Annotated in this window: 9 protein-coding genes; 3 read left to right on the forward strand and 6 right to left on the reverse strand. The window is 64.4% G+C overall.

Annotated elements, in window-relative coordinates; genetic code table 11:
* Positions 1–107: 107 nt before the first annotated feature.
* The 3 genes from PMI02_RS27485 (at position 108) to PMI02_RS26135 (ending at position 3,022) form a co-directional block, all read left to right on the forward strand.
* A complete protein-coding gene (locus tag PMI02_RS27485) occupies positions 108–260 on the forward strand; it encodes a hypothetical protein (protein WP_157222686.1) in 153 nt (50 codons plus the stop codon).
* A gap of 229 nt (positions 261–489) precedes the next feature.
* The gene (locus PMI02_RS25480; protein WP_036505508.1) at positions 490–1,404 is read left to right on the forward strand and encodes a DUF3667 domain-containing protein; all 915 of its coding nucleotides are present in this window, start codon (positions 490–492) and stop codon (positions 1,402–1,404) included.
* Positions 1,405–1,645: 241 nt separating this feature from the next.
* Positions 1,646–3,022 carry a TPM domain-containing protein gene (locus PMI02_RS26135; RefSeq protein ID WP_157222687.1) on the forward strand — a complete coding sequence of 459 codons (1,377 nt, stop codon included), beginning with the start codon at positions 1,646–1,648 and terminating at the stop codon, positions 3,020–3,022.
* A gap of 414 nt (positions 3,023–3,436) precedes the next feature.
* Here the strand turns inward: PMI02_RS26135 and PMI02_RS25490 are convergent, their stop codons facing one another.
* From PMI02_RS25490 to PMI02_RS25515, 6 genes are all read right to left on the reverse strand, one after another.
* Positions 3,437–3,904, reverse strand: a complete 468-nt coding sequence (locus PMI02_RS25490; protein ID WP_157222688.1) for a MarR family transcriptional regulator — start codon at positions 3,902–3,904, stop codon at positions 3,437–3,439.
* A 19-nt stretch (positions 3,905–3,923) separates the two neighbouring features.
* A complete protein-coding gene (locus PMI02_RS25495) occupies positions 3,924–7,070 on the reverse strand; it encodes a Mur ligase family protein (protein WP_007688534.1) in 3,147 nt (1,048 codons plus the stop codon).
* The gene (locus tag PMI02_RS25500; protein ID WP_007688536.1) at positions 7,067–8,254 is read right to left on the reverse strand and encodes an HlyD family efflux transporter periplasmic adaptor subunit; all 1,188 of its coding nucleotides are present in this window, start codon (positions 8,252–8,254) and stop codon (positions 7,067–7,069) included. The genes PMI02_RS25495 and PMI02_RS25500 overlap by 4 nt, the downstream gene beginning before the upstream one ends.
* Complete coding sequence (locus PMI02_RS25505; protein WP_007688538.1) at positions 8,251–10,434, reverse strand: type I secretion system permease/ATPase; 2,184 nt, start codon at positions 10,432–10,434, stop codon at positions 8,251–8,253. Before PMI02_RS25505 ends, PMI02_RS25500 begins: the two co-directional genes overlap by 4 nt.
* Before the next feature lie 8 nt (positions 10,435–10,442).
* A complete protein-coding gene (locus PMI02_RS25510) occupies positions 10,443–11,696 on the reverse strand; it encodes a TolC family protein (RefSeq protein WP_238539163.1) in 1,254 nt (417 codons plus the stop codon).
* A 206-nt stretch (positions 11,697–11,902) separates the two neighbouring features.
* The coding region (locus tag PMI02_RS25515; protein ID WP_007688542.1) for a BapA/Bap/LapF family large adhesin at positions 11,903–15,208 on the reverse strand (3,306 nt) is incomplete at its 5' end.

Genomic DNA, 15,208 nt, shown 5'->3' on the forward strand with positions numbered 1-15,208 from the left:
TGGAGCCGGGACACCGCTTACCGTTGACCAAGTCGGGGGGGGTCTGGTTCAGACCTCTCCGGTGACGCTCGCATTGCAGACATTCAAGGCTCCACTAATTTCGCCGGATGAAATGTAAGACATTGATAATTGCAGCGATTTCGTTGCTGCTTGGCGGAAGCGATATGATCCGTGCGTTATTAACGCGTCACGGCACCAACGAAGCGGATGTACGGGTTGCACTCTCCATCCGCGACATCCCGCTGGACAGCCTCGCATGATCGGTCAGCCCGGACGGCACCTTCACGTTCGGGTGAAAGAGCGCCGGTGCCTTACCAAGCCGAATGAGCGCCTCGTGCGCCGGGTTAAGCAAAATCGGGTCAAGATGGTCTTCATTGGCTGAGAGACCGGCCCTCGCTAACGGCGGCTGACACCACCAAGAAATCGGTTTGGGCACGAATTTCAACCGTCAGCCCCACTTGGAAACACGAACAGACGGAAAGGCCTCGCATGCAACGTGCTATCGGCCGAAGCGTTGATATGCCACTGTTCGCATTCCGCCAGAGGTTGATGCCGATGCTGCGCCGAGCAATCGATGCCGTTCTGAAAGAGCCTGCGATCGAGTTCTCGTCGCCACTCGCTAAAGGCGTCGACCAGGCTTGGCTCGACGCAAGCACATGCCGCAATTGCGGTGAAATTCTGGCCACGCCCTACTGCGGTCAATGCGGGCAGAAGGCGGCGGCACGGCTCGCGTGGCATGACACCGTTCGGGAGAGTTGGGAGCGCCTACGCCTCTTCGAAGGCCAGATGTTGGGCACGTTGGCCCGCTTGGTTCTGACGCCCGGCCGAGTGGCGCAGGAATACGTCATGGGCCGCCGGAGCGCTAACATGCACCCGCTCAAGTTGCTGGTCGCACTGGTGGCGATCCTGGCCCTCATGCTCGCGGCAAACGGCTATTTCGGGCATTACGCCTTCCGCGGCCGCAATGCCGACGTCGACCTGATGGCAGCGCGCGTGATGACTTATGCGAACTGGAGCTTCACCCTCGGCATCGTCGCAATCTACGTCGGGTCATGGTCGGTCCTGCGCCGCAGATTGGGCTATAATGCGATCGAGCATGCGGTGCTGAGCATCTATGCCCAGAGCGTGATTCTGGGCATTATCGTTCTGAACATGCTCCCAACCCTGATCTGGCGCGATCCCGCTTTCGTCCTTTGGCACAAGTCGGCATCGCAGTATTACGTTCCCGCCGTAAAGCTGCTGGTCGTAGCGGCTGCGTACAAGCAGTTCTTCCTCTTGAAAATCCGTACTGACTGGCCACGCCTGCTGCTCGCCTGCGTCATCTTCGCCGGCGTAAATTGGCTGCTTTTGAGGCTCTACGCCTTCCTGATCCTGTGGCTGGTGACGGCCAGACCAGTACCATAACGAGGAGAGAGAGATGCGGCGATATGCTTGTCTGACGTTGACTTCGTTAGCCACACTCCTGATTGGCGGCTGCGGGCCTCAGGAAGATCAGTCGGCTAGCAGCCTGTCCAGTTCGGACAAGGTTGAAGCAATCGCTTCTACGCTTCAGGCCTGCTCCTACGACGGGGCGCCAGTCAAGGCTTCTGCCTCGTCTCTGGACGGCCGGGCGCCTAACGACTGTGCGCTGGCAGTGCGGCGGATCATGGAGTTCACCGGGCTGCCGGCGAACTTCGTGGTCGTCTCAGGCCCGGTCGACAATGCGGCAGCCGTGATCTTGCTTGATGACAACCGGATCCCGCGCCGTGTCATCGCGTTTAATCCGCAATTCATGAGCGAAGCCACTCAGGCGGTTGGTGGCAGCAAGTGGGGGCCTATCAGCGTGATGGCCCACGAAATCGCCCACCATCTTTCCGGGCACACGATCGTACCCGGCGGGAGCCGGCCGGACATTGAGCTGGAAGCCGACAAGTTCAGCGGCTTCGTGTTGCAGAAGATGGGCGCACCGCTGAACGACGCGACAAGAATGATACTGACGGTGGGTTCTGCCCACGGCTCTCCGACCCATCCCGACAAGCAAAGCCGGGCCGAAGCGATACGACAAGGCTGGGAGGAATCCTGCCAGCAGAACGGCGGCGCAAAATGCGATACGGGTCGCGCTGCTGCGGGGCCGCCTGCTAAACCCGAACCAATAGCAGGGACGCGGACGGTCGCTCGCGCTCCCGCGCTTCCGGCACCGGGCTCGGTTCCCTTTAAATACGGTCACTTTGTTAATGACGAGACCGGCAAGCTCGATCCGGCCCGGGTAAAAGCCATGGAAGCGCGACTGTTCTCCCTGGCCAAGAACGTTGGTGTCGAACTCTCTTTTCTCGTTGTGGACGATCTTAAGGGTCTAAGCGCGCAGGATTATGCCTGGGCTATGATGCGGCAATTACGGGTAGGCAAGCTCGACGTCGGCAACGGCGCCGTTGTCGTCGTCGCTCCACGCCAGCGCCAAGCCGCCGTCGCCTTTGGCCCAGGGCTGGCCAAGGAGGCGGAGTTCTCAGATCCGCAGGCTCAACTCCTCCAGTGGGTCGATGCTGCCTGGAAGTACTGTGACGATGCTGACGGTTGTGGTGGATGGACGGACAACCTGTTCAACATCTTCAATTTGACGCTTTCGAATGCGTCCAACACCCAATGGACGATCCAGTATCCCTCGCTAGGAAACCTCCTGAGGCACTATGAAAAGATCAACGCGCAGAGGTTAACGGCTAAGCGTCCGTTCAATCCCGCCACCGACCAGCCGCTCGGCAATCTTATCAGGATCAGTGGCAAGATCACCGACCTTTCGCCCCCCACTGGGATGGGCCAAGTCAACAGTCGGCTGATCGGCGGCACTTTGGGCTACACAGCAGTAAGCTTGAAGACCCAAGACGGCTATAACGTGATCCTCTACGTGTCGCCTCGCCTCGCCGGCTTGATGCCTGGCGGAGCATTGAGGAAGGGAACCACATATACAGCCGTTGGCCGCTTGCAGCGCGCTGGCGACAAAGATCGGCAAGCTTCCGCCCTGTGGCTGTTTAGCTACGATCCCCTTTGACGATCGCCCACGGAACTCGCCCAGGAATGTGAAGCCCAGATTTATCGAAAGAGCCGCGTACCTGTCGGGAGCCGCCCGGTTTTCGGACTTCCCCCGGCAGAGTAAGTATTCCTAAGACGCCTGCTCATTCACCCTGCAGAAAATCTTCCGTTACCGTATCTCGCTTTCTCATCGCAGCTAGAGCCGGATGCGAACGTGGCATGAAATATCAAAAGAGACCGCGATACGCTTTTAGGTTCTCGTTCGCTACGATCCGACGCTTCGTTGACATGAACGCGTGTTATCAGCTTCAGTGCGGAAGAGGACGAGGCCGCACCTTACTGGGGGCGCCCCGACCCTTTCCAACCACGCCGAAATCGCGAGGCCTCGGGTGCCAGCATCCCCGCCGACGCATATCCACGCGATCTAAGCGCATCAGCGCCGTGGTGAGTAACCAAACGGCGTTCGCCCGTAGTCCTTTTCGGGGCAGAAGACATCCTTCAGCATAGCGATCATTGCTAATCGTCCTCGTCTTGTAAGTCGAACAATCACTCGTCGATGGTCAAGCGGGTCAGCATTGCGCGCAATGAAATCCGCGTCGTGCAGTCGGTCGATTCGCCGCATGGCGGCTGCTGCCGATTCGCCGGAAGCCAGCATAATGTGCTTGACGTAGACGACCCCCCCTTCCGCCTCGGAGATGAAAAGTTCGAGCATCATGTCCCAAGCCGAATCCCTGAAAAGGCCTTTCGGTGCTAAGCCCGCGATCTTCTTGCGCCCCTGGAGCATCTGCCGCGCCCCCTCTACCAGAAGTCCTTGCTCCAGGGTCTGACTTTCCGCAATGCGTGCCATCTCATCGACGGTGCGCCGCTGCGTGGGCGAAGGGTCCGAGGCTATCTGATCCAACTTAATGTGGGACATCGGTTCAATCCGCCGTTTCATTGGGTTTGAGCGACCCGGGCAAAAGCCTCGCACTCTCGGAAGCGAGGGCACTCGGGGTCGTAACCTGCGATTTGAGCCAAGCAGGCAAAGTATACATGCCCGTGCCGTGTGAGCCCTTAAGGAGCACGGTGTCCCCCGCCTGCAGGTCGGTGCGCAGCACGGCCCGGATCTCTTCCAGCGAGCCTGCGAGGGTGCCGCGCTGCTCGGCGGGGAGCGCATCCCATAGACCGCCGTACAGATCGCCTACGGCATGGACCCGGTCGATGGCGAAGCGTTCGATCAGTGGCGCGAGCTGGGCGTGGTACTCGGCGGCCTGCGGGCCCAGTTCCAGCATCTCGCCCAGTACCGCGACGCGCCTTCCCGCGGCCGGTCGGCCGCCGAGCGCGGCCAGAGCGGCCGCCATCGAACCGGGGTTGGCGTTGTACGCGTCGTCGATCACGGTCAAAGTGCGACCCTCGATCGTCACTTGGAACTCGTTGCCCCTGCCCGCCGCGGCCGTGAAGCCAGCAAGCGTCGCCAGTGCCGGGGCGAGGTCCTGTCCCAGCGCGGATACGGCTGCTAGCACAGCGAGGCTGTTGAGCGCCATGTGCTCGCCGGGCGCGCCCAGACGATAGCGCAGTGAACGACCGTAGATCTGCGCACTCACTTCACCCGCGCTCGCATCGTAGCCGAGCAGCCTCAGGTCGCTGGCGTCTGACGCTCCGTAGTGGACGATCGACAAACCCCTCGCCTTGGCGGCCATGTGCACGCGCTCCCACTCGGCCATGTCGCGGTTGAGCACCGCCACTGCGCCGGGGGCCATGCCTTCGAAGATCGCGCTCTTGCGCGTAGCCACGGTCGCAAGGTCGCGGTGATATTCCAGGTGCGCGGGAAGGATGTTGGTGAAGATCGCCACGTCGGGCCGCGCCAGCCGCGCCGTGCGGGCCATGCGCCCGATCGCGAGTTCCAGCACGATGTGCGGCACGTCCCAGGGGATCGAGGCGAGGTTCCAGGCGACACCGTGCGGCAGGTTGGCATTGGCGCGGGTCTGGCCCACCGCGCCGAACGCCGAAAGGGCATGGGCCATCATCGCGACAGTGGTGGTCTTGCCCGCACTGCCGGTCACCGCGACGAGGCGGCCTGCCATCCGATCCCGCGCATAGTGGCCGATCGCCAGGATCGCAGCACCGGTATCAGGGACCACCAGCGCCGGAACATCGGCTCCTGCCACGACGGAGACGTCGGAGGCGATGAGCGCGGATGGCCGGTGTTTCAGCAGGCCGAGGCGCTGCGGTGATATGCCGATCCCTGGGTCGGTGAGGCGCAGGGCCACCATCTCGCCCGGCAGCATCGTCGGCGGCGAGATGCACAGGCCGCGGGCCTGCCAGTCGGGCGGAGGCGGCGACAGCCAACGCCCGCCGGTCGCCCGCGCGACGTCAGCGGCGGTCCAGTGCCGGGGGGTGGTGGCAGCGGAGGCGGGGGAAGAGGCCGCCGGGCGCTCCGCCTCTCGATCGAGGAGGTGGCGGCGATAGGCCACCAGCCCCGAGAGGTAGTGCTCCACGTCGTCGATGCGGACGCGGAAGGCGTGATGACGAATGAAGAAGCTGCCGACGATCCGTTCCGGGTTCGCATGGAACATCGCCAGCTCGGGCCAAAAATGGCCGTTAAGCAGGTGGTGCGCGCGGCGGTGAAGCGCCCGCTCGAACAGCGCGAGATCGACCCCATCGAGCAGATGCGCCAGCGCCGGATCGGCGGCCAGCCGGGTCACTGTGCGCTGGGCTGCCATCATCAGTTCGAGCAGGGTCGGGAAGGTGGTGATCCGGTCACGCACGAAGACGAGGTAATCGCGGAAATTGTCGATCGCAAAGCTGTAGTACCGCTCGTCGGGCCGATGCATCGTCAGTTCGTTGACGCAGTAGCTGAGCCAATGGTCGTGCGCCTTCCAGTGCTCGGCCTGGATGAAGTGCTCGAAGGCCTTCTCCACCGCTGCGAGCCAGCGCGGATCGCCGGTCAGCCCATGAAGGCGCATCAGCGCGAAAGCGGCCTCGCCGTCGTAGTAGATGATCCGAAACGCCTGCTTCACGTCGAGCGCTGGATAATCCAGCACATGCGCGAAACTGCCGGACGCCGGGTCCTGCATGTGCAGGATGCCGGTGGCGAGAGCCTCCAGAAGCGACAGGTGATCGCGCTTTCCGGTCAGCTCGGCATGCTTGGCCAGCGCCAGGATGGCGACCGCGTTGCCGCCCAGCTTGATCTCGTTTTCGGTATCGACGAGGAATGCCGCCGTACTGCCGTTGGGAAGCTCGGCCGGCCGGATCAGTACGCCGGTCAGGCAGGCTAGCCCCCGCTCGATCGCGGAGCTCAGCGCCGGGTTGCGTGTGACTTCCCAGGCTTCCAGCATCGCGTAGAGCGTGCTTGCGTGGCGCAGCGCGTTGTACGAGGGGATCGGCCGGTCGAAGCACGGGTGCCAGCCGTAGTGAAAGCGCCCGTCCTCCTGCACCTGCGTGGCAAGATAAGCGCTTCCTGAGATGACAAGGTCTTCGACGCGGGCGGCGGTGAGCTGCCCCACCGCACGCCGGCCGACGTCCAGCCCGCCGCCTTCGAGCGCGTGGACGATGCCGTCCTCTCCGGCGAACAGGCCGCCGGTGGTGAACAGCCAGACGGGATCGTCGTCGGCGAAGGACGGCGCCTCCACGCCGTGCCGGCGGGTCGCATAGAGCGCGAAGTTCTTCTCGTTGAGCACAGCAGAAGGCTGGCCCGGCCCGCCGTAGAGCATGGCGTTGGCGTTGAGCTCCACTTCGAGGAAGGCATGGGCGAACCCGGGGTCGAGCGCGATGCCGAGGCGGAAATAGTTGCGCTTGATGGTGGCGAGCTGGCGCCGCAATGCGCCCCAGGTCGCACGCTCGGCGGCTTCGACCCAGTCAAGGCGCAGCCAGCGGATCGCCGTGCCCGATGCCACAACCTGCGCGCTTGCCCTCGCCCAGGCCTCTTCCACGGTCACACCAGAAGCCGTTACCACGCTCGCGCGCTTCGATCCGTCGGTAAACGAGAGGAACAGCGCGTAGCGGGCAACGCCTTCCACCGTCACGCACGGAATACGGGAAAGATGAGGGCGAAGTACCGCGATGGCGGTTGAAGCGAGGCGGGTCATCTTTCGCGCAGGGCCTCCCGGGCCCGGTTGAAAGGCTTCATCAGGTACTGCAGCACAGTCTTGCTGCCTGTGTGGACGTCAACCGTCGCTATCATGCCCGGCACGATGGGGAAGCGCTTGCCGGCTTTGTTGACCAGCGCGTCGGCATCGGTGCGCACGAAGACGCGGTAGTAGAAGATCTCGGGCTTAACCTCGTCACGAATGGTGTCGGGCGAGATCGTCGCGACCTTCCCTTCCAGCGCGCCGTAGATCGCATAATCGTAGGCTGTGACCTTGACCGTCGCACGCTGGCCGGGGCGGATGAAGGCGATGTCGCGCGGGGCCATGCGTGCTTCAATCAGCAGCTGGTCGCCCATCGGGATGATCTGCATGATCTCGCCATTGGGCGGCACCACGCCGCCGACGGTGCTGACTTCGATGCTCTTGACCACGCCCTTGACCGGCGAGCGCAGAGTCAGCCGGTTGAGCGTGTCGGAACGCCCGCGCACCACCGGGGCGAGCGCGGTCACCTCCTCGGTCACCTTGGCGAGTTCCTGCCGCGCCTCGACGATGTACTGCGAGCGCAGGTCCGCTTTCTTGAGTTCCAGGTCGGCACGCTGGCGCCGCAGGCGGATGACTTCGACGGTGCTGGCGGCGCCGACCTCAATCAGCGATTCGGCGATGTCAACTTCCCGCCGGATCAGCCCCAGCGATTCGTCGATCAGCGCGATCGAGCTGGAGAGGCTGCCGCGCCGGTCTTGGTAGAGCCGGGTTTCGGCCGCCTTGAGGTCGGGGTAGGCATCGAGTTCGGCGGGGAACGCCAGCGGGGTCTGGTTAACTTCGGCGCGCAGGCGGGCAGAGGCGGCCAGCGCGGCCTGGTATTTCGCGGCACTCTCTTCCACCGTGGAGCCGGCCTGGGTGGGATCGAGCTGGGCCAGGATCTGCCCCGGCTCGACGATGTCGTCCTGGCGGACCAGCAACTTGCCTAGGATGCCCCCCTCGAGCGATTGGATCACCTGCTCTCGCGAGGTAGGGACGACGCGGCCCGTTCCCGTCGCCACTTCATCGAGCTGGGCCAGCCATGCCCACAGCAGAGCCGCCGCGAACAGCGCCGCCACAGTCCAGACCATGCGCGTAGCCAAGGTAAGGCGGCGGTCCTTTTCCTCACCGAACAGCCAGTCGTCGCTTCCCGTCCAGGCGCTCATGCGACCTTACCGGTAATCGGCGCCCTGGACGCAGGCATGGGCTCGCCCTGCATCTTGCGCATGGCTGCGTCCTTGCTATCGTCCAGGGTGATCAGCCCGTTGTGAATGACGACCACTCGGTCGACCACGTCGAGCACCCGCATGCGGTGCGTCGCGATCACTAGCGTGCGCGAACGGGCCCAGTCGCGCAGTCGTTCGATGAAGAGGCGCTCGGTGGCATCATCCATCGACGCGGTCGGTTCGTCGAGCAGCAGCACAGCGGGCTGGCGGATCAGCAGCCGGGCGAGGAGCAGCGACTGCACCTGTCCGCCTGACAGCCCCTCGCCGCCTTCCTGCACGACATGCTCAAGCCCGGCGCCGAGGCGGCGCACGAACTCGTCGGCGCCGACCATCCGCAGCGCCTGCATGATCTCTTCCGCCGTAGCCTGCGGCGCGCCCATCACCAGGTTGTCGCGCAAGGTGCCGTGGAACAGGCGGCTGCCCTGGGTGAGCAATCCCACGTCGCGGCGGACGTCGGAGGGGTCGATCTGCGCTAGCGCGAGGTCGTCAAGCAGCACTTCGCCCGAACTGGGCTGGAGCAGCCCAGATAGCCCCTGCAGCAGCGTGGACTTGCCCGCGCCGTTGCGCCCCAGCAGCGCGATCTTCTCGCCAGGCCGGATCTCGAGGTCCCTGACGTTGAGCGCCGGCGCGGTCTTGCTGTCGCCATAGTGGAACACGGCCGACCGCAAACGGTAGTGCCCGGCCACAGCTGGCGCGTGGATGCGGTGCTCGTCGTGCGGATTGTCGAGCGGCAGCGCCATGATCTGGTCGATGCTTTTCATCCCGAACCGCGCTTGCTGGAAGCGGCTTAGGACCTGCGTGACCTGCGACATCGGTGAGATCATGCGCGAACCCAGAATCGAGGCGGCGACCAGTGCGCCGGTGGTCAGGTCGCCCGCCATGACCATCGGCGCGCCGAAGAACACGACGGTGGCATAGGACAGGTTCTGAACGTTATGCGACCAGACGGTAAGGCCGTTGGTCAGCCCCCGCAGCTTGAGCTGGGCTTCCCCGGCGACCGCGTTGAAGTGGTTCCACTGCTGCTGGAAGCGGCTTTCGGCCTGCAGCGTCTTGATGTCGCCAATACGCTGTACCGCCTCCACCAGCATGGCATTGCGCAGGGAGGACTCGCGCATGGATTCGTTGGCATAGGCGCGCAGGCGCCGCTGGGCGAGAAGGCCGGGCAGGATCATCAGCACCAGCGCACCCAGCGGGACCAGCGCCAGCCAGCCGGCGATGAACCACAGGATCACTACGAAGAGCAGAAAGAACGGCAGGTCCGCCACTGCCGCCACGGTGGTGGAGGTCAGCAGTTCGCGCACCTGTTCGAGATCGCGCAGCTGGGCGATAAAGGTGCCGGTGGAAGTGGGCCGATCGCTATTACGTACCCGCAGCGCATGGCCGAAGACCTGATCCGATATGCGCAGGTCCGCCCGCTTACCCAGCACGTCGATGATGCTCATGCGCAGGCGGCGCAGCAGAAAATCGAAGCCTATCGCCAATAGTACGCCGATGAAGAGGACATAGAGCGTGGGATAGGATTCTGCCGGGACGACACGGTCGTAGACCTGCATCGAGAAGATCACCGTCGAAAGGCCCAGCAGGTTGGTGATGAGCGAGGCGATCATGACATGCCCGTAAGACCGCGAATCCTTGAGCAGAATGCGGCGCAGCCAGTGCGGCTCGTAGGGGCGGATGTAAGTGTCCACCCGCGCGTCGGGCGCGGCACGGACGGGACGCGCGATGACCAGCCGTTCGGCGCGTGCCATCAGCTCGTCCAGCGGCAGGGTATTGGCAAGCCCCCCCTCGCCGGTCATCGTCGCGCTTGCTTCGGCTGCCGCGCCGATGGCGGTGACCACGGCCAAGGCACCATTCCGCAGCTCCACGACGACCGGCAACCGCTCGTTCGTCAGCGCAAACGCACCCGGTTCGGCGAAGCGAACGCGCAGGCCGACGCCGCGCGCCAGCGTGCGGATACGCTCGGCGTCGCCCGCCTCGCCTTGCCACAGCGCAGCGACGCGCGCGTTCTGAGCCGATACCGACAGGCGATAGTGGCGTGCCACCAGCGTTAGCGCCTCGCTCCACCCTTCTAGGTCGAGTGCGGCGGCCGGGACCGCGGGCTGGCCGCCTGCGTCAGTCATAGTCTCGCTCACAGCCTCACCCCCTGCACCACCATGTCCGTCAGCTTGAAGGCCTTGCGCTCGGCGCCGGCATTGAACAGGCAATCGACATTCAGCCGGCGCAGATCGTGGCGTGTGTTAACGAGGTCGAAGCGAACCTGTTGCAGTTCCTGCTGCGCATTGAGCAGGTCGACCAACGTGCGCGTACCCATCTCCAGATACTGCAGGCGGTAGAGGGTGCCGGTCTCGCGCATGCTGTCCTCCCGCGACATCAGCGTGGCGACGACACCGTCGAAGCTATCGACCTGGCGCTGCGCCTCGGCGAGCAGCCGGGCGACCTCGTTGCGCACGTTGGCGTCCGCCGCGTCGGCCGCGCCCAGGATATATCCCGCACTCCGCGTGCGCGCCCGGTAGGCGCCGCCACTGTAGAGCGCGCTCGAGATGTTAATGCCGAAGTTGACCTGCGCGCGGTCCGAGAACGGGTCGTTGATGTCCGTCGTGGTGCCTGCCCCCAGCGAGACCGTGGGCAGGCCGTCTGCACGGGTGCGCCGCAGTTCGGCCTCGGCCTGGTCGCGCGTCGCCTGGATCTGCATGACGGCCGGAACGCGGGACCAGTCCGGCTCGCCCGCACCGCAGGATTCCAGGAACCACTCCGGCACCTCGGCCGAAACCGGCGGCAGCGCATCGATGCCCAGCAGGTAGGCGAGGTTGCTCGTCCACCGCTTGCGCTCAGCCTCGATCTCCTGGACCACCGCTTCGGCGCCTTGCACGCGCGCCTGCGCTTGCAGCGCGTCCGACCGGGTGGAAGCGCCGCGGCGATAGCGGCGATCCACCAGTTCGTTGATGTCGCGGATGATCATTAGTTGTTGCCCGGCCACGTCCAGCAGGGCGGTACTGCGCTGGATCTCGATCAGCGCGTAGCTGGTGTCGCGGATGAGAGTATCGACGGCCAGCAGCAGCTGCGCCTGCCCGATCCGCGTGCCCGCCTCGGCGATTGCCACCGAACTGGACACCTTGCCGAAATCGTAGAGCATCTGGGAGGCGGATATGCTGGCACGGGGCCGCCAGCGACTTTGTGTAAGATTGTCGTAGCCGCTACCCAGGCCCGCGCTGATCTGAGGCTGGTAGCCCGCCCGCGCCACTCTGACGTCCTCGCCCCGTGCCTTCAGGCGGGCGATGGCTTCGGTGATCGAGGGGTGCCATCCCACGGCCCGGCGTACGGCGGTTTCGAGAGTAACAGTGGACAGCGACGATGCGGCGGGCGCCATTTCGGGCCCGGCCACCTCATCCGCGACTTGCGCTCCCGCACTGGCGGCGAGCGGCAAGACCGTCAGAAATACAGACAGACAGAGACAAGACCATCCGCCGCCATTCCCCGAGCCCTCGCGAAGCATAGTCCTCCAGCCGCTCTTCCAGGAGCGGTCCAATTCGGTGCAAGACGGCTCCGAACAAAATGATCGTTCGGAGCCGCCTGCTTACCAATAGAGAACTAAATCAACGAATTATTCTGCCATTGATCTTCGGTAGATAGATCCGAATTGAATGAAAGGTGAGCGAGCGGATCTTCGAATGTCACCGCCGCACCTGTATCCTCCGGGGCCGAAATTGGAACCGCTCCGGCTGCATCATTGGCAGCTTCGGCGTCCGGTTCGCTCTTGCTCAGGTAGTTTTCGAGAACGTCCTCGAGGCTGCCCTGCCCCTCGAGCATGTCGAACTCGAAGAACCCGGTCGTTTCGGCACCGTCCGCCTGCCCGTCGCCGTCCGAGTCGATGGCGTCGATGGGAACAGTGTCGGCCTCGAGCGCGAAGGTGGAGGCCATGAGCGGCACCGGAATTCCCGCCCCCGAAGGCTCGATCCTCACTTCCAGCGTACCTTGCGCCACGTCGCCGCCCGGATGGACCAGTTGGTATTCGAACGTGTCGAACTGAGCGGTATCGAAGTAGGCCTGGTTAGCGTCCGGCGCATAAGTGTAGCTGCCGTCGGCCTCCAGCGTCAGGACGCCGTAGGTACCCTGGATCGTCACCGGCGATCCGGCATCGACATCAAGGTAGCCCGATGTGACCGGATCGAACACCTGCAGTTCCGTCAGCAGCGATCCCGTCTCGTCGTTGTCGAGCAGGTTACCGGCGGCGCCGTCGTTATCCGAGATCACGTACTGATCGAGGAAGGTGGCGTCGACGTCGCTGACCACGGTGATCGCCGATGCCGCCCCGCTCAGGGTCGCCCTGACACGGTACGTCCCTTCGTCCAGCCCCAAGGAGGCGAGGTTTATTGTCGCGATGTTGCCGATGCCCAGAAGCAGGCTGAACGGCACGTCCTCCACCGTGGCCCAGGTGCCGGGGGACGTCTCCTCCTCCAGATACAGCGTGCCCGAAGCCGCGGCCGTGACCAGGGTGTTGACCGCGATCGTCCCGGAAACCGCCGTGGCATCGTCAACGACGAAGCTGGCGCTGATGTATTGGTTGCTGCCGAGCAAGATGGCCAGCCCGGCGGTTTCGTCAAAGAAGGTGTTGTCGACCACGTTGGCGAACTCAACCGACGCGGTGTCGGTGTCGTCCGTCGCGGCGACTGCCTCGCCCTCGATGGCGATGGTCAGCGTCGCGTCGTCGGAGACCACCCCGTCTGAAAGGGTATAGGTGAACACCTCCGATTGGCCGACCGAGCCCGGATCGCCATAGGCCGCGTAGCTGTAGCTACCGTCCGCGGCGATCGTGAGGATGCCATATTCTCCCACGACATCCACCGTGCCGGTTTCGGGCACCGTCACCACGTTGCCGTCGGCATCGGTCACGGCAGTCACCGTGGCCCCGCCAGCAAGGTCGTCGGCGCCGGCTCCGGCGTCGCCCTCGATGACGTTACCGGCGAGCGTCTCGTCAGCGAAGTCGTACTCGGTGAGCGTGGTGGTGATCGAAGTGGACTGCAGCAGCGTGAGCGTATTGCTGAGCAGGTTGTCGGCGACGGCGTCAATCACGCCGTCCAGCAGGTCGATCGCGCCGAGCGGGGTCAGCACGTCGGTTAGCAGGTCGACCAGGTCCGCAAGGCCGCTCGTGGCATCGAGTACTACGTCGAGCAGGCCCCGCACCGTCGCACCCAGCGGGCCGCCGATAGCGTCCTGAACTGCGTCGAGCACGATTTCCTGGTTCTCGGGCCCGAGCACGACGCCGGCATCGCCCAGTTCCGCCAGCGACACGCCGCCCCCATCGGTATCGAGCAGGCTGGCCAGTGCGCTCTGGTCGTTGCGGACCACGATTTGGTAGTCGCCCGGCGGCAGCCCCTCAACGATCGCGACGAGCGTGTTGTCGGAAGTCAGGCCGAGCAGTTCGAGCCCCAGAACATCGCCCACCAGCGAGTTCTCGGTCACCGCCGAGTAAACGACGTTGCCATCGGCATCGACGACGTCGAGGCGGAAGGCGTCCGCCACGGCCAGCAGCGCGGTCTGGCTGATCTCGATGCGCACCGACCCGGTACTGTCATTGGGCACCGTGACGGTGACGCTGTTATCCGCGCCGATCTCGCTTTCGGTAAGACCCAAAACGGTGACGTCGGTGTCGGTGACCGGCGCTCCGGTGGTGCTGGTCAGCCCGCCCATGTCGAGCGTCGCGGCATCGTCCACCGCTAACGGCAAGGCCACTTCGATCGGTCCCAGAGACGTGACCGGGCTGGTATTCCCGGCAAGGTCGGTCTGGCGCACCTGCACGTCTGCATAGACGCCCTCGGGAAGGACGAAGCTGTCGCCAGTCCCGTCGGTCCAAGTCGTGCCGCCATCGGTGCTGTATTCGAAGGTGGCTCCCACCTCCAGGCCCTCAACCTCGACCGTACCGTCGCTGGTCACACCATCGGTAGCCGAAGTTCCGGTATCGGTGACCAGGTCCGCAGTGAGCGGATCGACGCTCGTGTCGACGGTGACCGCGCCCAGCGACGTCGCCGTGCTGGTGTTGCCGGCCGGGTCGGTTTGGCGGACCTGGACGTCGGCGTAGACGCCTTCGGCCAGGACGAAGCCCGTACCCGCGCCGTCGATCCAGGTCGCGCCGCCGTTGGTGCTGTATTCGTACGTTGCGCCGGTTTCGAGCCCGACCACCTCGATGCGCCCATCGTTGGTGACCTCGTCGGTCTGCGACGCGCCGGTATCATCCACTAGGGTCGCCGTAAGAACTTCGGCATCGGTATCGACCGTCACCGTTCCCAGCAAGACCGGGTCGCTGACGTTGCCGGCAAGGTCGGTCTGGCGCACCTGCACATCGGTATAGACGCCGTCCGGAAGGACGAAGCCGGTGCCTGCGCCGGGCGTCCAGGTGGCGCCGCCGTCGGTGCTGTATTCAAAGGTGGCGCCATCCTCGAGGTCGCCGACGGTGATCGCACCGTTGCTGGTAACTTCGTCGGTCTGCGACGCGCCGGTGTCTTCCACGAGCGTGGCAATCGGGCTGTCGATGCTGAGATCGACCGTGATTGGCCCGAGCGACACCGCGTCGCCGATGTTGCCGGCTTCGTCGGTCTGACGGACCTGGACATCGGTATAGACGCCTTCGGGCAATTCGAAGCTGTCGCCGGTCCCTTCGGTCCAGGTGAGGCCGCCATCGGTGCTGTACTCGTAAGTCGCACCGACCTCGAGCCCATCGACGAGCACCGTGGCGTCGGCGGTGATACCGTCGGTATCTGACACGCCGGTATCGTCCTCGAGTTCAGCGGTCGGTTCAGCCGGCGGATCGGCGTCAGCGTCAGCGTCAGCGTCAGCGTCCGCATCGGCGTCAGCATCCGCATCAGCATCGGCATCTGCATCGGCATCTGCATCGGCGTC

It is taken from the genome of Novosphingobium sp. AP12 (assembly GCF_000281975.1).
In the GTDB taxonomy this organism is placed as follows: domain Bacteria; phylum Pseudomonadota; class Alphaproteobacteria; order Sphingomonadales; family Sphingomonadaceae; genus Novosphingobium.

Excerpts from the sequence above, each read along its gene's own strand:
- PMI02_RS27485 (WP_157222686.1), top strand. The coding sequence starts at position 108 with ATGAAATGTAAGACATTGATAATTGCAGCGATTTCGTTGCTGCTTGGC.
- PMI02_RS25480 (WP_036505508.1), top strand. The coding sequence starts at position 490 with ATGCAACGTGCTATCGGCCGAAGCGTTGATATGCCACTGTTCGCATTC.
- PMI02_RS26135 (WP_157222687.1), top strand. The coding sequence starts at position 1,646 with ATGGAGTTCACCGGGCTGCCGGCGAACTTCGTGGTCGTCTCAGGCCCG.
- PMI02_RS25495 (WP_007688534.1), bottom strand. The coding sequence starts at position 7,070 with ATGACCCGCCTCGCTTCAACCGCCATCGCGGTACTTCGCCCTCATCTT.
- PMI02_RS25500 (WP_007688536.1), bottom strand. The coding sequence starts at position 8,254 with ATGAGCGCCTGGACGGGAAGCGACGACTGGCTGTTCGGTGAGGAAAAG.
- PMI02_RS25505 (WP_007688538.1), bottom strand. The coding sequence starts at position 10,434 with ATGACTGACGCAGGCGGCCAGCCCGCGGTCCCGGCCGCCGCACTCGAC.